Here is a 17,153-nt window from a genome sequence, read left to right as displayed (position 1 = left end):
ACTGGCTTACGCCGACGCTGCATCGTAGAACAGACTGTCGTTGCGCTGCTCTACCAGCGCCTGCTCGATGGCAGCCTGATGCACCTCGTCGGCGTGCTCTTCGCGAGCCTCAGGCTTGATGCCCAGGCGGGAGAACAGACGCATGTCCTTGTCTGCCTGAGGGTTGGCGGTGGTCAGCAGCTTGTCGCCGTAGAAAATCGAGTTGGCCCCGGCCATGAAGGCCAGCGCCTGCATCTGCTCATTCATAGCCTCGCGACCGGCCGACAGGCGCACATGGGACTGAGGCATCAGGATCCGGGCGACCGCCAGCATACGAATGAAGTCGAACGGATCGACATCTTCGGCATTTTCCAGCGGCGTGCCGGCCACCTTGACCAACATGTTGATCGGCACCGACTCGGGATGCTCGGGCAGGTTGGCCAGCTGGATCAGCAGGCCGGCACGGTCATCCACGGACTCACCCATGCCCAGAATGCCGCCGGAGCAGATTTTCATACCCGCCTCACGGACATAGGCCAGGGTCTGCAGCCGCTCGCCGTAAGTCCGGGTGGTGATGATATTGCCGTAGAACTCCGGGGATGTGTCCAGATTGTGGTTGTAGTAATCGAGCCCGGCCTTGGCGAGCGCTTCGGTCTGTTCCTGATCGAGACGCCCCAGGGTCATGCAGGTCTCCAGACCCATGGCCTTGACGCCTTTGACCATTTCCAGCACGTAAGGCATGTCCTTGGCGGACGGATGTTTCCAGGCGGCGCCCATGCAGAAGCGTGTCGAGCCGATGGCCTTGGCGCGCGCGGCTTCTTCGAGCACCTTCTGCACTTCCAGCAGTTTTTCCTTGTCCAGGCCGGTGTTGTAGTGGCCGGACTGCGGACAGTACTTGCAGTCTTCCGGGCAGGCGCCGGTTTTGATCGAGAGCAAGGTCGAGACCTGCACCCGGTTAGGATCGAAGTGAGCGCGGTGCACCGTCTGCGCCTGAAACAGAAGGTCATTGAATGGCTGTTCGAACAGCGCCCGGACTTCGGCTAACGTCCAGTCATGACGGAGAGTGGCGGTGGTGCTGGCGCTCATCGGGCGGCTCCCTTTTCTGCTTTCTTGGGTTTCTTCTCGGCTGGAGTCAGCCGGGTTTCCAGAGGTCTTGGGGGACGGTCAACCCCCGGAGTAACAAGGAATTTCTGGCATAGTTAAGGATCGGCATTGAACTGTCAACCGGATCTCAGGCGACTGGTTTACAACTGGTTAAATAGTAGTCAAATATGTTTGTTGTGCGACGAGCCGAGCGAGGCGCCGTATCCGCTGTGCCTGGCCTGCGAGGCCGACCTGCCATGGCTGGAAGCCCAATGCGAGACCTGCGCCTTGCCGGTGCTGGGTCCGACGGTCATGTGCGAGCCCTGCCGTGTCCGGCCGCCGGCCTTCACTCAGGTCATCGCGCCCTGGCGCTATGAATTTCCGGTCGACAGCCTCGTCACGCGTTTCAAGCACCGCGCCAAATGGCCGCTGGGCCGGTTGCTGGGTGAACTGTTCAGCCGGCACCTGCGATACCGCTTCGATGAAGGGCTTGAGCCGCCTGATCTCCTGCTGCCGGTGCCCTTGGCAAAAAAACGTCTGCGCGAGCGAGGCTTCAATCAGGCCGCCATGCTGGCGGGTTGGATCGGCAATGCACTAAAGATTCCTTCGGACAACCTTCAACTGCTGCGCCTCAAGGAAACACCGCCGCAACAGGGTCTGGACGCCCGGGCGCGCAAACGTAACCTGCGAGATGCCTTCGCTTTGCGCGATTCAGAGCGCTTGCAAGGCATGCACGTTGCGTTGATCGATGATGTGCTGACCACCGGGGCCACCGCCGATGGCCTGGCTCGGCTTCTGCTCAAGGCCGGCGCGCAGCGGGTGGACGTCTACTGCCTGGCGAGAACCCCGAGCCCGCAAGACTGAAGCCGGCTCTCAGGCTTACACTGGCCGCACCGACGATCACAGAATTCCGCGCCATGTCCTTGCCTCCATCGCTGACCCAACACCTGTCGCGCCGTCCGCAACGCATCGAGCTGCTGCGTCACGTCGCCGAGCAAGGCTCCATCACCCGCGCGGCCAAGAGCGCGGGCATGAGTTACAAGGCAGCCTGGGATGCCATCGATGAGCTGAACAATCTGGCGCAGAAGCCACTGGTCGTGCGCGCCGTCGGCGGCCGTGGTGGTGGCGGTGCGGTACTGTCCGAGGAAGGGCAGCGCGTCATGCGCCTGTACCTGCGATTGCAGGATCTGCAGGCTCAAATACTCGCTGCCGAAGACAGTCAGAACGGTGATCTGGCGCTGCTCAATCGCCTGATGCTGCGCACCAGCGCCCGTAATCAGCTGCTCGGGCGCATCGTGCAGATCACTGGCAGCGGCCATCACGATCTGATTCGCCTGCGACTGGCGGGCAACTTGCATCTCGACGCTGCCATCACCCATGAAAGCACACAGCGCCTAGAGCTTGAGGTCGGCATCGATGTGGTGGCATTGATCAAGGCAGGCGCTCTGGAAATAGCATCGCCTGATACCCCGCAGGGTGACGAGCAGAACGCCCTGCCCGGCCTGATTGAAGATATCCGCGAGGCTCATGACAGTCCCAGCGAAGTCCGCATCGGGCTGTCCGGGGGCCAGACACTCTGTGCGCTTGCGCCTGCTCCGCATCTGGTCGAACAGCATCTGGCAGCCGGCAGCCAAGTGCTGGTGCGATTCCCGCCGAGCCTGGTCCTGCTGGGCACGCTTGTGTAGCGAGTACGGCGTCATCATCCGGACACAAAGACGTCATACGCGCGCACTAATGTGGCTGCCATGTCCGATGGGAGCCGTGATGATGAAACTATTAGAAGAAAATCAGTCAACCGATCTGGAAAACATGGTGGGTCTGACCCGCCGTGGTTTCATCAGCGCCGGCGCGCTATGCGGCGCCGCCATGTTTCTCGGCGGCCATCTGCTGAGTCGCAGCGCGCTGGCCAACAGTGTCAGCGCGGCCACGAGCAGCCTGATCGGGTTCCCCGGCATCCCGGCCGCCACCACCGATGACATCAGCCTTCCCCCAGGTTATCGGTCTTCGGTGCTGATCAGCTGGGGCCAGCCGCTGCACGTCGACGGCCCGGCCTTCGATCCCAGCGGCAAAGGCACGGCCCAAGCCCAGGAATTGCAATTCGGCGACAATAACGACGGCATGAGTCTGTTCCCGATGCCCGGCCATGAAGACCGGGCACTGCTGGCGATCAACAACGAATACACCAACTACCGCTATCTGTACGATCACGGCAAAGAGCCGCAGTCGGCCGAAGACGTGCGCAAGGCGCAGGCCGCCGAAGGCGTGTCGGTCATAGAAATCCAGCGCGCCGGCGACCGTTGGCAGTTCGTTCAGAGCTCTCCTTATAACCGCCGCATTCATGGCAACACGCCCATTCAATTCAGCGGGCCGGCAGCCGGTCATGGCTGGCTCAAGACCGCCGCCGACCCGAGCGGCACGCAGGTCCTGGGCACGTTCCAGAACTGCGCCAACGGCAAGACGCCTTGGGGTACCTATCTGACCTGTGAGGAAAACTTCACCGATTGCTTCGGCAGCAGCGACCCGCAGCAGAAATTCGACGCCGGCCTGAAGCGCTACGGCGTGGTCGCCGCCAGCAAGGAAATCGGCTGGCACCTCCACGACCCACGCTTCGATGTCGCGAAAACCCCCAACGAGGTCAACCGCCACGGCTGGGTGGTCGAGATCGACCCGTTCGACCCCAAGTCCACACCCGTCAAGCGCACCGCGCTCGGTCGCTTCAAGCATGAAAACGCAGCCCTCGCGCAAACCAAGGGCGGCCGCGCCGTGGTGTACATGGGCGACGACGAGCGTGGCGAGTTCATCTACAAATTCATCAGCCGCGACAAGATCAATCACGACGACCCCAAGGCCAACCGCAACCTGCTCGATCACGGGACTTTGTACGTTGCGCAGTTCGACGCCGGTGACAGCAACCCGGATCGCCCCAAGGGCAAAGGCCAGTGGATCGAGTTGACCCACGGCAAGAATGGTCTGGACGCGAACGCGGGATTCAACAGCCAGGCCGAAGTGCTGATCCACGCTCGGCTGGCCGCCAGCGTCGTGAAAGCCACGCGCATGGACCGTCCGGAGTGGATCGTCGTCAGCCCCAAGGATGGCCAGGTCTACTGCACCCTGACCAACAACGCCAAGCGCGGCGAGGAGGGTCAACCGGTCGGCGGTCCCAACCCTCGGGCGAAGAACCAGTACGGGCAGATCCTGCGCTGGCGAGAAGCCGAGGACAATGCCTCAGCCATGGAGTTCGAATGGGACCTGTTCGTGGTGGCCGGCAATCCGACGGTTCACGCCGGCACGCCGCAGGGAGGATCGAGCAATATCAACCCGCAGAACATGTTCAACAGCCCCGACGGGTTGAGTTTCGACGCAGCTGGCCGCTTGTGGATTCAAACCGACGGCGATTCGAGCAACAAGGGCGACTTCGCCGGCATGGGCAATAACCAGATGCTCTGCGCAGACCCGGACACAGGCGAACTGCGCCGCTTCATGGTCGGGCCGATCGGCTGCGAAGTCACCGGCATCAGCTTCTCACCGGACTACAAGGCCATGTTCATCGGCATCCAGCATCCGGGCGAAAACGGCGGCTCCACCTTCCCCGAACACCTGCCCAACGGCAAACCGCGTTCCTCGGTGATGGTCATCACCCGGGAAGACGGCGGCGTGATCGGCGCCTGAGGCCCTCGCGCTATCGCCAGCAAGCTGGCTCCTACCCCCTTCCTGGTAGGAGCCAGCTTGCTGGCGATAAGCCAATCCCGCGTAACATCCGGCCACTCATGAACGACGTTACCTGGGTGATTCCGGCGGTAGATTACGTTCTGTTTTCTATCCGAGGGCAACGGAATGTCCAGTCGAAGCAACTCCCGTCGTTTACGTACGGGTCGCTATTCCTGCCAGGGCCAGATCTATCTGGTCACGGCTACGACGCTGAACAGAGCACCGATCTTCACGGACTGGTTGGCAGGACGCTTGCTGGTCAAGGAGATGAGGCATGCGCAAGAGCAGAATCTGGTCAGCTCAAAGGCATGGGTTGTAATGCCGGACCACTTTCACTGGTTACTGGAGTTGAAAGAAGGGTCTTTGCCAGGCTTGGTACAGAGGGTGAAATCCAGAACCGCAATTGCGGTCAATAAGGCAAGGAGTTGCGAGGGACCGGTCTGGCAGCGTGGTTTTCATGACAAGGCCATTCGGGACGAAAGAGATCTGATCAACTACGCTCGCTACATCGTCGCCAATCCGCTGCGTGCCGGTCTGGTCACCAGCATCCGCCACTATTCATTATGGGATGCCATCTGGATTTGATGGTGACAGAACCACCGCCCTCGCCAGCAAGCTGGCTCCCACGCATGCCAGTCACGCCTTCACTCTGTGGGAGCCAGCTTGCTGGCGAAGCGGCCGCGAGGGCGATGTAGGTACTCCAAATCAGACAGCCGACCTCAGTCAATCAACCCATTCGCATCATAAAACGGGTACGGCCCTTCATATTCCCCGAACACCGCGTTGTGGCTGAGAAACCCCTCCTGCGGGTGCCAGCGGTGCAGTACGTATCCCGCCGGCTCCAGGTTGAAATGGGCGGGTGCGGCTTCGTCCAGATCGAGGACGATCTGGTGCGAGGTGCCGGGGCAGACGCAGGCCAGGCTGCCGCCGAACCGGCGTTGCATCGGCCGGTGCAGATGTCCGCACAGCAGACGCTCGACCTGAGGATGCCGGGCGATCACCCGCTCCAGTGCCGTCGCGTTACCGAAGGGCGCGAGGTCCATGTGGCCGATCCCGCTGATGAACGGCGGATGGTGCATGACCAGCACGGTCGGCACATCCGGGCGGCGTGAAAGCTGGGTGTCGAGCCAGTCGAGCTGGAGGTAGTCCAGACGACCGCCATGCTCGCCGGGAATGGTCGTGTCCAGACCGATCAAACGCACGGCGTGTTCTTCCACGACCCAGTCCAGCGAGCCGGCAGGCGAGATCGGCAGGTACACGTGATCGGCGAAGGCGGCCAGCAGGTTTTCCCGATCATCATGATTGCCCGGCACGACATAGAACGGCATCCGCAAGCGCTCCAGTTCCGGACGCAGCACCGCATATTCATCGGCACGGCCGAAATCCACCAGATCCCCGCTGATGACTACGATGTCCGGGCGCTGCTTGCTGGCATTGATGTGCTCCACGGCCCGTCGCAGCGCGGCGAGGGTATCGACGACGCCGTAGGTAAGACGGCCGCCGGCCTTGAGGTGCGGGTCGCTGATCTGGGCAATAAGAAACGGTTGGTTCAAGATGATTTCTCTACGAAAGCGACATTACGAATGCAGGGTGAACAGGACCTGAGGCTCGACATTCAAGCCAACGATGGCGCCCAGCGCATGGATCTGGCTGTCGCTGCTATCGACAAGCAGCGGTTGTCCCGCCCCGACGTCGACCAGCAGGCGGTTCTGCGCACCCTGGAAGAATTGCCCCACCAGACGCCCGCTCACATGCGCGTGGGCTGTGGCAAGGCGCAGATGCTCGGGGCGGCAATACACGGTCGCGGGCGTTCGGGCGTCGTGCCAGGGCAATACCCCGCCCTCGACCTTGAGGCCGAACGCCGTACGCCCGCTGACCGCGAAGGCATTCAGATTGCCGACGAAGCCCGCGACGAAGGCATTGGCGGGCTGCTGATAGATTTCCCGTGGCGTCGCCAGCTGGGACACGCGGCCTTTCTCCATCACCAGAATGCGATCCCCCAACGCCATGGCCTCGCCCTGATCATGGGTAACGAACACGGCCGTGATGCCCAGCCCGCGCAGCAACTGATCAAGCTCGCTGCGCAAGCGCTCCCGAAGCTGCGTGTCGAGTGCCGCGAGCGGCTCATCGAGCAACAGAACGCGCGGACGCGGCGCCAGAGCGCGGGCCAGCGCCACGCGCTGGCGCTGACCGCCGGAAAGCTCATGAATGCCGCGCTTGCCGTGATCCTGCAGCCCGACCAGGTCCAGCAATTCAGCACAGCGCTTGTTTCGCAAGGCAGGCGATACGCCGCGGATCTTCAGGCCATAAACGATGTTTCCGGCCACATCCAGATTCGGGAACAGCGCGTAGTTCTGAAACACCATGCCCACGTCGCGGCGCTCGATCGGCAGGTCGGTGACGTCCTGATCGTCGAACAGCACGCGCCCGACATCGGCACGTTCCAGCCCGGCGATCAGGCGCAGGGTCGTGGTCTTTCCACAGCCGGACGGGCCGAGAATCGCCAGGGTTTCTCCCGGCTGGATGGTCAGGTTCAGGTCGTGCACGGCGACGGTGCCGTCGGCAAAGGCCTTGCGGCAGCCTTGCAGGCGAATGGTGGTTCCGCTCATTGGCTGTCTCCACGGGAAAGTCGGGCGCTGATGGCCTGCAACGCAATGAGCAGCGGCACGATCAGCAACAGGAAAAGCAGGGTGTAGGCGCTGGCGACTTCCAGCCGCGCCGAGGCGTAACTGTCAGCGAGGCCGACCGGTAGGGTCTTGGTCATGGGCGTGTGCAGCATCCAGGTCAGGTTGAACTCACCCAGCGACAGGGTGACGACCATCAGCACACCGGCAAGAATGCCCGCCCGGCTGTTGGGGACCACCACGGTGAAGAAGCGTCGGATCGGCCCGGCCCCAAGACTGGCGGCCGCCTCTTCCAGCACCGGCAACTGCTGGCGCTGCATCACTGCCATGACCGGACGGACCAGGAACGGCAAGGTGAACAACACATGCCCGACCAGAATGAAGATCCAGCTGCCACGGAACGCGCCGAACTGGCCGTAGGTCAGCAGCAAGGCGAGTGCACTGGCAAGCCCCGGCATCGCCACCGGCAACACCATCAGTTCTTCGAAGGCCCGGCTGAACCTGTTGTTCATCCGTACCAGCGCGTAGGCCGCAGGCACGCCGATGATGCAGACGCAAACCGCGCAGGCCAGCGCCAGTTGCAGCGACAGCCACACTGTTGGCGCATAGGCCTGCCAGACTTGCGCCAGCCAGTCGAAGGTCAGGCCGCTCGACAGTCCCTGGAAATAGTTGCGGGTCAACCCGGCGAGCAACGACAGCACCACCGGCACCAGCATGAAAGTGCACACCAGCAAGGTGAACGCCAGTTGCATGAAGAACAGCGACGAGCGTTTCACAGCGCGGCCCCCGATGACTTGACCAGACGCCGTGCAATCAGCAGCACCGCCCAGGTGACCAGACCCAGAATCACCGACAGCGCAGCGGCCACGGTGAAGTTGGCGTAATTGGTGAATACGTTATAGATCGCGACCGGCGTGACATTCAGGCGCGTTCCCAGGGTGAAGGCCGTGCCGAAAGCGCCCATCGATGTCGCGAAGCAGATCGCACCGCACGACACCAGCGCCGGCGCCAGTCCGGGTACGATCACGTCGCAAACCACCCGCCAGTGCCCCGCGCCCAGCGAGCGCGCCGCTTCTTCAAGACTGCGGTCCAGGCTCTCGCAGGCCGCCATCACGGTCAGAATCACGCGCGGAATCGAAAAATACAGGTAACCCAGAAACAGTCCGGCCAGCGAGTAGGCGAAGATCCAGCGTTCGCCTGCCAAGTGCATCCCCAGCGCCGCGAAAATGCCTTGGCGCCCGGCCAGCAGAATCACCAGGAAACCCACGACCACGCCCGGAAACGCCAGCGGAAAGGTCAGCAAGGCCACCAGCGCCGAGCGGCCAAAGAAGCGCTGGCGTGCGAGAAATACGCCACTGATCCCGCCGACGACCAGCGCCACAAGCGTGACGACCGCCGCCAACAGACAGGTCTGCGCCAGGCTGCCCAGATACTGAGCGCTGCTCAATACCTGCCAGTAGCCGCTGTCACCGCCGTCACGGCCCTGGCCGCCAAGAACGATCAGATGCGCCAAGGGCAACAGCCAGAACGCCGTCAACAACGCCATTGCCGGAGCCAGTGCAATTGCAGCGGTCGGACGCAGGCGAGTCCAGGACGTTTTGCCTTGTCCCACGGCACGCACTTGCTCCAGCGAGGCGGACATTTATTTCACCTCACGCAGGTAACGCGCCGCGAAGGCTTCCTGCGCGCCGGCCATCTGCTGGTAATCGACCACGCCCGCCCGGGCATAGTCGCGATCGGGCAGGAACTGCGACGCCACCTCGGCCGGCACCTTCGAGCGCACCGGGCGCAGATAAGCCTTGGCCCACAGTGCCTGGCCTTCATCGGACAGCACGTAATCCAGCACCTTCTCGGCGTTGGCGCGATGCGGGGCCCTGGCGACCATGCTCATCACGTAGGGCACGCTGATGGTGCCCTCAGTGGGGATCACGAACGCGACGTTGGCCTTGTCCTTGTAGCGGGCGCGATAGGCGTTGAAGTCGTAGTCGACAAGAATCGGCAATTCACCCGAGAGCACGCGGGCGTAGGCAGTCTGCTTGGGCACGATGGGCGAGTTCTTCGCCAGTTTCTGGAAGTAGTCGATGGCTGGCGCGAAGTTATCCAGCGAGCCGCCCATGGCCTGGTTGATCGCGACCGCCGAGACGTAACCGACGAAAGCGCTGGAGGGGTCGAGATAACCGACCATGCCCTTGTACTCGGGCTTGAGCAGATCGGCCCAGCTCTGCGGCACTGGCAGACCACCCAGCGCGTCGACATTCACCATGATGCCGAGGGTGCCGGAATGAATGGCGAACCAGTGTCCGGCCGGATCTTTCAGCCCCGCGGGAATCTCGTCCCAGTACCTGGGCTTGTAACTGTCGACGACGCCCGCTTTCTGCGCCTGCAAACCGAAGGTCACGCCGTAATACACCACGTCCGCCACCGGGGCGCCCTGTTCGGCGACGATCTGCGCCAGCGACTGGCCGGAATTCTTGTTGTCCAGCGGGACCTGAACACCGGTGCTGTCGGCGATGGCCTTGAGCTGCGTGCCCCAGTCGGCCCACTCAGGCGGGCAGTTGTAGCAGATCGCCGTTTCAGCGGCCTGGGCAAGAGTGGCCGCGCCGCACAGCAGCAAAGCGGCCAGGGTTTTACTGAAGCTGAGCATGAAGCGTCTCCTCGATAGGCCCGGAAAGTTCGGGCGAGATGGGTTTCAGTCGAGCGCTTTCGCCGGGCCGGATATGGCACGGCAGGCAGTGGGAAACAGGAGGCGCTCCGGCGATCTGCGCCAGCAACTGGTCGATGACGGTCCGCGCCAGCTCGGCAATGGGCTGAACCACGCTGCACAGTGTCGGGTGCATCTGCGTGCCCAGCGCGATCCCGTCGAAACCGATGACCGACACGCGCTCGGGCACGCTGCAGCCGTGGCGGCGCAGCTCGGCGATCAGGCTGATGGCGAGCAGATCGTTGGAGCAGACCAGCGCGGTAGGCGCGTCAGGACCGCCCAGCAAGAGTTCGAGCGCCGCGAAGTCCGCGCGAGTGTGGTCGGGCATCTCGATGACCGGGTAAATCCGCGATTCCTGCTCGCGCATGGCGTCGCAATACCCGGCGTAACGCAGCCGCGCGCGATCGGACTGCATGGCCGGCCCGGCCACCATCGCGACGCGTCGATGCCCGGCGGCCAGCAGATAACGGGTCGCCAGCGCCATGCCGGCGCGGTTATCCACAGAGACGGCGCTGTAGTTCGGGTTCTCGGTCTGGTGGTAGGCCAGCACGAAGGGCGTGTCTTCGCGGGTCAGGTTGTGCAGCACTTGATTGCGTTCAGCATCGGTCACGGTCAACACCAGCCCGTCGACCCTTTGCCGCAGCAGTTCCTCGACGACCTGGCTTTCGCGCTCGCTGGCGTAATCGGTGGTCGCCAGCAGCAGGTTGTAGCCCCGCGCCCGCGCCGCGTGCTCCATCGCCTGGAATTGTTCGGCGAAGACCGGATTGAGCAGGTTGGGCACCACCACGCCAATCAGATTGGTGCTTTGCAGACGCAGTTGACGACCGAGACGATTGGGCCGAAACCCCAGCTCGCGGGCAGCGGCAAAGATCTGATCCCGGGTCGCGGGGCGTACCAAATCGGGCGACGCGAACGCTCGCGCGGCCGTTGCCCGCGATACCCCCGCCAATTGCGCCACAGCTTTCAGATCCGGCATTGATCACTCGCTTGAGATCGATCTCATTGGCGGCGACCTTAACGATTGCAGATGGCGATACGGAGAACGAGTGGTGACGTTTCAGTGACAACCGCAACCGAGAAACCTCGCACAATAAAACAGCCCGGCGTTTGGCGAACCCGGCCCGGTCTGCGATACCATCAGCGGTCCGATGCGGCAACCTGCCGCGCGCAGGAGTGAACATGGCGCATCCGTTTGCAACACTGACCCCCGACCTGGTTCTCGACGCCGTAGAAAGCATCGGTTTTCTCAGCGACGCGCGCGTCATGGCCCTGAACAGTTACGAGAACCGCGTCTACCAGGTCGGCATTGAGGACAGCCAGCCGCTGATCGCCAAGTTCTACCGGCCGCAGCGCTGGAGCAGCGAAGCGATCCTGGAAGAACACAGCTTTACCGCCGAGCTGGTGGAGGTCGAAGTCCCCGTGGTCGCACCTCTCGTGCACAACGATTCGACCCTGTTCGAGCACGCCGGCTTTCGGTTCACGCTGTTCCCCAGACGCGGAGGACATGCGCCCGAGCCTGGCAACCTCGACCAGTTGTATCGTCTGGGTCAGTTGCTGGGCCGAACCCATGCGGTCGGCGCTATCCGGCCGTTCGAGCATCGCGAAGCACTCGGAGTGCAGAACTTCGGACGCGATTCGGTGACCTGGTTGCTGGAAAACGACTGCATCCCGCGCAGCCTGTTGCCCGCCTACGAATCCGTGGCCCGCGATCTGCTCAAGCGGGTGGAAGATGCTTACGCCGCGACGCCCCACCAGAACATTCGCATGCACGGTGACTGTCACCCCGGCAACATGATCTGTCGCGAAGAAACCTTCCACATTGTGGATCTGGACGACTGCCGCATGGGGCCTGCCGTGCAGGACATCTGGATGATGCTGGCCGGCGACCGCCATGAACGTATCGGACAATTGTCGGAACTGATGGACGGCTACCAGGAGTTCCACGATTTCAACCCCCGCGAGCTGGCGCTGATCGAACCGCTGCGCGCCTTGCGCCTGATGCACTACAGCGCCTGGCTGGCGCGCCGCTGGGATGATCCGGCGTTCCCGCACAGCTTTTCCTGGTTCGGCACGGAACGCTACTGGGGCGAGCACATTCTGGCGTTGCGCGAGCAGCTCGCGGCGCTCAACGAGGAGCCTCTGAAGTTGTTCTGAACCATGCCTCTTTCCTGAACGCCTGCTCCGGCAGGCGCCGTTATCTGACCCGTTGATCCGCGAAACACTTCTTGCAGCAAGGATGACCCATGCAAACCCCCAACTTGCGCCGTGGCTATATGCTCGGCCTGAGCGCCTATATCATCTGGGGACTGTTCCCCATCTATTTCAAAGCCATCGCCAGCGTCCCGGCGCTTGAAATCATCATTCACCGAGTGCTGTGGTCGGCGCTGTCCGGCTCGCTGCTGCTGTTGGTCTGGAAACACCCCAACTGGTGGCGCGAGCTGCGTGACAACCCGAGGCGGCTGGCGGTGCTGGCGTTCAGCGGCAGCCTGATCGCGGCGAACTGGATGGTCTACGTATGGGCAGTGAATAACGGCCGCATGCTCGAAGCCAGTCTGGGCTACTACATCAACCCGCTGATCAACGTGCTGCTGGGGATGCTGTTGCTCGGCGAACGCCTGCGGCGCATGCAGTGGCTGGCCGTGGGGCTTGCAGCGACCGGCGTCGCCCAGCAGGTCTGGCATGTCGGCAACCTGCCTTGGGTATCGCTGATACTGCCACTGACCTTCGGTTTCTACGGACTGATCCGCAAGAAAGCGCCGGTGGCCGCCCTGCCGGGGCTGGTCGTCGAAACCTGGATGCTGGTGCCCATCGCCTGCGCCTGGCTGCTGTTCAACTCTTCGGCCATGAGTATCGAGCCCGAGTTCTGGACCACCAGCCAGGCCCTGTGGCTCGCCGCGGCCGGGCCGGTCACACTGGTGCCTCTGGTCTGCTTCAACGCGGCTGCGCGTCACCTGCCGTTCACCACCCTGGGCTTCCTGCAATACCTGGCGCCGACCATCGTGCTGGTGCTGGCGGTTTCGCTGTATGACGAACATCTGAGCCCCAGCACGCTGATTACTTTCGCGTTCATCTGGGCGGGGCTGGCGATCTACAGCGTCGACGCCTGGATCAACCTGCGCCGGCGTGCCTGATCAAAAATTAATCACCTCTCTGCAGGCCTTGTCATTTGGGGCCTGCAGGCGCTTCTCCAACGCTTATCCACAGGCACGCTCAAGATAACTGTGCACAAGCGCGGCATTCTGATCATTTTTTGATCAACCGGATCAAAGCCTTGGAAGATGTGGCCTGCAGCGCAGTTCCCCCAGCTTATCCACAGGCAGGTGCAGGATAACGCTGGATATGTCGCCGGCTACAGGTCCGTGCGCAACACCAGCTCCACCATCAGATCATCCGCCAGCGTTTCGAGCCTGGCCTGCAAGTCTTCCAGCGCCAGGGTCTGCGGCACGCCAAGGATCGCGTCGGCGTGGAACAGCGGCTCGTTGCTCATCGGCGCGGGTGTCACCTCGGTGACCAGACGTTCGACGTTGACGCCTTGTTCGGTCAGCAGCCGCGTGATGTCGCGCACTATCCCTGGTCGATCGTTGCCGACCAGCTCCATGCTAATGGGTTTCCAGACAACCTCGGGATCGCCCTCGGCGGCGCTCTCCGCCAGCAATACCCGAATGTCATGCTCGGCCAACCCGTTCAGCGCCGTTACCAGGGCCTCCCGGTTGTCGGCTGGCACGCTGACCCGCAGGATGCCCGCAAACTGCCCGGCGAGCCGCGACATGCGGCTTTCAAGCCAATTGCCTCCCTGTCCTGCAATGCAGTCGGCAATGCGTTCGACCTGGCCGGGCTTGTCCGGAGCAACTACTGTGACGACGAGATGTTCCACGCGCGACTTCCTCTGCTGTTCTTGAAATGGCCTGGGCATGCCCGGCAAACATCGAGCAAGTATAGGCAAGCCTCGCGCAGGGACCGGCTCCGGGCCGCATATACCCGTCCGGCGTTTTTGTGGAACAATTGAAGGCCGTTTCATCCGTCTACAGGACAATGGATTCAGGAGCATTTGCAGCTTTCAGCGCCTCATGTAGTATCTCGCGGCGCGCACTACATATATCAAAAACCAATAACAGAGCGCTCCTGCTGAGCAGAGTGAGGCAATAGCAATGACCGAGTACGTTCAAGTCGGCGACCTTCGGGTTGCCAAAGTCCTGTTCGACTTCGTGCAGAACGAAGCCATCCCTGGAACCGGCGTGGATACCGCTGCTTTCTGGGCCGGAGCGGATCGACTGATCCATGACCTGGCCCCGGTCAACCGGGCGCTCCTGGTCAAACGCAATGAGCTGCAGGCCCGGATCGACGTCTGGCATCAGTCACGCGCAGGGCAGGCGCACGACGCGGCGGAATACAAGGCGTTCCTCCAGGAAATCGGTTATCTGCTGCCGCCCGCCCCCGCATTCTCGATCAGCACCGAGAACGTCGACGAAGAAATCGCCGCCATGGCGGGTCCTCAGCTCGTCGTGCCGGTCATGAACGCCCGCTTCGCTCTCAATGCTTCCAATGCGCGCTGGGGCTCGCTGTACGACGCGCTCTATGGCACCGACGCGATCAGCGAGCAGGACGGCGCCGAAAAAGGTCACGGTTATAACAAGGTCCGTGGCGACAAGGTCATCGCTTTCGCCCGCGCCTTTCTCGATGAAGCGGCGCCCCTGGCCGCCGGTTCGCATCTGGACTCGACCGCCTACAAACTGATCGACGGCAAGCTGGTGGTCAGCCTCAAGGGCGGCAGCAACACCGGCCTGAAGGACGACGCTCAACTGATCGGCGTGCAGGGCGACACCCACTCCCCCTTCGCGGTACTGCTCAAGCATCACGGCCTGCATTTCGAAATTCAGATCGATGCCTCCAGCCCGATCGGCCAGACCGATCCGGCGGGCGTGAAGGACATCCTTGTCGAAGCCGCGCTCACGACCATCATGGACTGCGAAGACTCCATCGCCGCCGTCGACGCCGACGACAAGGTCGTGGTCTATCGCAACTGGCTGGGGCTGATGAAGGGCGATCTGGCGGAGTCGGTCACCAAAGGCGGCAGCACCTTTACCCGCACCATGAATCCGGACCGGGTCTACACCACGCCAGAGGGTGGCGAGATCACCCTGCATGGTCGCTCGCTGCTGTTCATCCGTAACGTCGGGCATCTGATGACCATCGACGCCATTCTCGACAAGGAAGGCAACGAGGTCCCCGAAGGCATCCTCGATGGCCTGCTGACCAGCCTGGCAGCGATCCACAACCTCAACGGCACTACCTCGCGCGGCAACAGCCGCACCGGGTCGATGTACATCGTCAAACCCAAGATGCATGGCCCCGAGGAGGTGGCGTTCACCAACGAACTGTTCGGCCGGATCGAACAGGTACTCGGCCTGCCACGCAACACGCTCAAGGTCGGGATCATGGATGAGGAGCGCCGCACCTCCGTGAACCTTGCCGCCTGCATCCAGGCGGCCAGTGAGCGGGTGGTGTTCATCAACACCGGCTTCCTGGATCGTACTGGCGACGAGATTCACACCTCGATGGAAGCAGGCCCGGTGGTGCGCAAGGCGCAGATGAAAGCCGAGAAGTGGATTGCTGCCTACGAGAATTCCAACGTGGACATCGGCCTGGCGTGCGGCCTGCAAGGTCGTGCACAGATCGGCAAGGGCATGTGGGCCATGCCGGACCTCATGGCCGCCATGCTCGAACAGAAGATCGGCCACCCGATGTCCGGGGCCAATACCGCCTGGGTGCCGTCGCCGACCGCTGCGGCGCTGCACGCCCTGCATTATCACAAGGTCGATGTATTCGCCCGGCAGGCCGAACTGGCCCAGCGTACGCCCGCTTCGGTAGACGACATCCTCACCATTCCACTGGCGCTGGATACCAGCTGGAGCCCGGAAGACATTCAGAACGAACTGGACAACAACGCCCAGGGCATCCTGGGGTATGTGGTGCGCTGGATCGATCAGGGCGTGGGTTGTTCCAAAGTGCCGGACATTCATGACATCGGCCTGATGGAAGACCGCGCCACCTTGCGCATTTCCAGCCAGCACATGGCCAACTGGCTGCGGCATGGCGTGGTCAGCGAGACTCAGGTCATGGACAGCCTCAAGCGCATGGCGCCGGTGGTGGACCGACAGAACGCCAACGACCCGGCCTACCGCCCGCTGGCCCCGGATTTCGACAACAACATCGCGTTCCAGGCGGCGGTCGAACTGGTCATCGAAGGCACCCGCCAGCCCAACGGCTACACCGAACCGGTGCTGCACCGCCGGCGCCGCGAGTTCAAGGCCCGCAACGGGGTGTAGGTGTCGGCACCGGTAGGCGCTGGCTAATTACGTAGGAGCCAGCTTGCTGGCGATTGCCCAAAGCTGCAGATATTTTGCTGCCGCTTTGCGGCAGATCGCCAGCAAGCTGGCTCCTACAGGGATCGGGTGTGCATCAGCGGCTGGTCAGTCGCTCATCCCCAGCTCGCGCTTGACTAGTTTCACCAGCTGTTTGGTGTTGAGCGGCTTGAGCAGGAAGTCCACGACGCTCAGGTGCATGGCGTCGATGGCGTCGCGCACGTTGGCGTCGCCGGAAACGATGATGATGGGCAGCTGCGCATGATCGGAGTCGCGCACCTGGCGGATCAGGTCCAGGCCGTTGCAGGGCGCCATGCGCAGGTCGGTAATCAGCAGGCCGATCGACTGGCGGGTACGCAGCAGGTGCATTGCGCTTTCGCCACCCGAGGCGGTCAGGCAACTGATGTCGTTGAGGCTGAGGATTTCGGCCAGCAGCTCTCGCGCATCGCTGTCGTCGTCGACGATCAGGACCCGTTGCGGCGCTTCACAACCGGGTTGCAGCATGACTTCCGAGAGGGCGTCACGCTCTTCATCGCTCAGGATGTCGTGGTCAATCATTACGGTCTCATCATTCCCTGGACTTCCTTCTGACCGCAGATCCTCAGGACTTGCGGCACGTTTCGTCGGCTTTCTCGCGCCTCGTTCGAGCGCCTTGCGATGCGATCGCCCGCTAGCTTATACATTTCGCGGGTACGC

At 62.6% G+C, this 17,153-nt stretch carries 16 protein-coding genes; 7 read left to right on the top strand and 9 right to left on the bottom strand.

Annotation, left to right across the window (positions count from 1 at the left end; translation table 11 throughout):
* Positions 1-6: 6 nt before the first annotated feature.
* Complete coding sequence (gene bioB, locus TRP66_RS08940; RefSeq protein WP_333401174.1) at positions 7-1,065, bottom strand: biotin synthase BioB; 1,059 nt, start codon at positions 1,063-1,065, stop codon at positions 7-9.
* A 126-nt stretch (positions 1,066-1,191) separates the two neighbouring features.
* On the opposite strand from bioB, the gene TRP66_RS08935 reads away from it, so the two are divergent.
* The 4 genes from TRP66_RS08935 (at position 1,192) to TRP66_RS08920 (ending at position 5,355) form a co-directional block, all read left to right on the top strand.
* Positions 1,192-1,926 carry a ComF family protein gene (locus tag TRP66_RS08935; protein ID WP_333401173.1) on the top strand — a complete coding sequence of 245 codons (735 nt, stop codon included), beginning with the start codon at positions 1,192-1,194 and terminating at the stop codon, positions 1,924-1,926.
* A 53-nt stretch (positions 1,927-1,979) separates the two neighbouring features.
* Positions 1,980-2,747 (top strand): TOBE domain-containing protein, encoded by a 768-nt coding sequence (locus tag TRP66_RS08930; protein ID WP_333401172.1) that lies wholly within the window; start codon positions 1,980-1,982, stop codon positions 2,745-2,747.
* 82 nt (positions 2,748-2,829) lie between these two features.
* On the top strand, positions 2,830-4,731 hold the full coding sequence (locus TRP66_RS08925) for a PhoX family protein (protein ID WP_333401339.1): 1,902 nt from the start codon (positions 2,830-2,832) through the stop codon (positions 4,729-4,731).
* A 165-nt stretch (positions 4,732-4,896) separates the two neighbouring features.
* On the top strand, positions 4,897-5,355 hold the full coding sequence (locus TRP66_RS08920; protein WP_333401171.1) for an REP-associated tyrosine transposase: 459 nt from the start codon (positions 4,897-4,899) through the stop codon (positions 5,353-5,355).
* A gap of 134 nt (positions 5,356-5,489) precedes the next feature.
* Here the strand turns inward: TRP66_RS08920 and TRP66_RS08915 are convergent, their stop codons facing one another.
* The 6 genes from TRP66_RS08915 to TRP66_RS08890 are packed head-to-tail and all read right to left on the bottom strand — an operon-like array spanning position 5,490 to position 11,071.
* On the bottom strand, positions 5,490-6,323 hold the full coding sequence (locus TRP66_RS08915) for a phosphodiesterase (protein ID WP_333401170.1): 834 nt from the start codon (positions 6,321-6,323) through the stop codon (positions 5,490-5,492).
* A 24-nt stretch (positions 6,324-6,347) separates the two neighbouring features.
* A complete protein-coding gene (locus TRP66_RS08910) occupies positions 6,348-7,379 on the bottom strand; it encodes an ABC transporter ATP-binding protein (protein ID WP_333401169.1) in 1,032 nt (343 codons plus the stop codon).
* Entirely contained in the window at positions 7,376-8,170 is a 795-nt protein-coding gene (locus TRP66_RS08905) for an ABC transporter permease (protein WP_333401168.1), read from the bottom strand. The genes TRP66_RS08910 and TRP66_RS08905 overlap by 4 nt, the downstream gene beginning before the upstream one ends.
* Positions 8,167-9,036, bottom strand: a complete 870-nt coding sequence (locus TRP66_RS08900; protein WP_333401167.1) for an ABC transporter permease — start codon at positions 9,034-9,036, stop codon at positions 8,167-8,169. The genes TRP66_RS08905 and TRP66_RS08900 overlap by 4 nt, the downstream gene beginning before the upstream one ends.
* Positions 9,037-10,038, bottom strand: a complete 1,002-nt coding sequence (locus tag TRP66_RS08895; RefSeq protein WP_333401166.1) for an ABC transporter substrate-binding protein — start codon at positions 10,036-10,038, stop codon at positions 9,037-9,039.
* Entirely contained in the window at positions 10,022-11,071 is a 1,050-nt protein-coding gene (locus TRP66_RS08890) for a LacI family DNA-binding transcriptional regulator (RefSeq protein ID WP_333401165.1), read from the bottom strand. The genes TRP66_RS08895 and TRP66_RS08890 overlap by 17 nt, the downstream gene beginning before the upstream one ends.
* A gap of 203 nt (positions 11,072-11,274) precedes the next feature.
* On the opposite strand from TRP66_RS08890, the gene TRP66_RS08885 reads away from it, so the two are divergent.
* A complete protein-coding gene (locus TRP66_RS08885; RefSeq protein ID WP_333401164.1) occupies positions 11,275-12,249 on the top strand; it encodes a serine/threonine protein kinase in 975 nt (324 codons plus the stop codon).
* 89 nt (positions 12,250-12,338) lie between these two features.
* Entirely contained in the window at positions 12,339-13,226 is an 888-nt protein-coding gene (gene rarD, locus TRP66_RS08880) for an EamA family transporter RarD (RefSeq protein ID WP_333401163.1), read from the top strand.
* A gap of 218 nt (positions 13,227-13,444) precedes the next feature.
* Here the strand turns inward: rarD and TRP66_RS08875 are convergent, their stop codons facing one another.
* Entirely contained in the window at positions 13,445-13,969 is a 525-nt protein-coding gene (locus TRP66_RS08875) for a glycine cleavage system protein R (RefSeq protein WP_333401162.1), read from the bottom strand.
* A gap of 274 nt (positions 13,970-14,243) precedes the next feature.
* Between TRP66_RS08875 and TRP66_RS08870 the strand changes: the two genes are divergently transcribed.
* Complete coding sequence (locus tag TRP66_RS08870) at positions 14,244-16,421, top strand: malate synthase G (protein ID WP_333401161.1); 2,178 nt, start codon at positions 14,244-14,246, stop codon at positions 16,419-16,421.
* A 144-nt stretch (positions 16,422-16,565) separates the two neighbouring features.
* Here the strand turns inward: TRP66_RS08870 and TRP66_RS08865 are convergent, their stop codons facing one another.
* Positions 16,566-17,015 carry a response regulator gene (locus TRP66_RS08865; RefSeq protein ID WP_333401160.1) on the bottom strand — a complete coding sequence of 150 codons (450 nt, stop codon included), beginning with the start codon at positions 17,013-17,015 and terminating at the stop codon, positions 16,566-16,568.
* Positions 17,016-17,153: the final 138 nt, after the last annotated feature.

It is taken from the genome of Pseudomonas sp. JDS28PS106 (genome assembly GCF_036706555.1).
Lineage (GTDB): Bacteria > Pseudomonadota > Gammaproteobacteria > Pseudomonadales > Pseudomonadaceae > Aquipseudomonas.
Note: the sequence above shows the minus strand (reverse complement) of the source record. Positions and strands in the feature narration are given on the sequence as shown.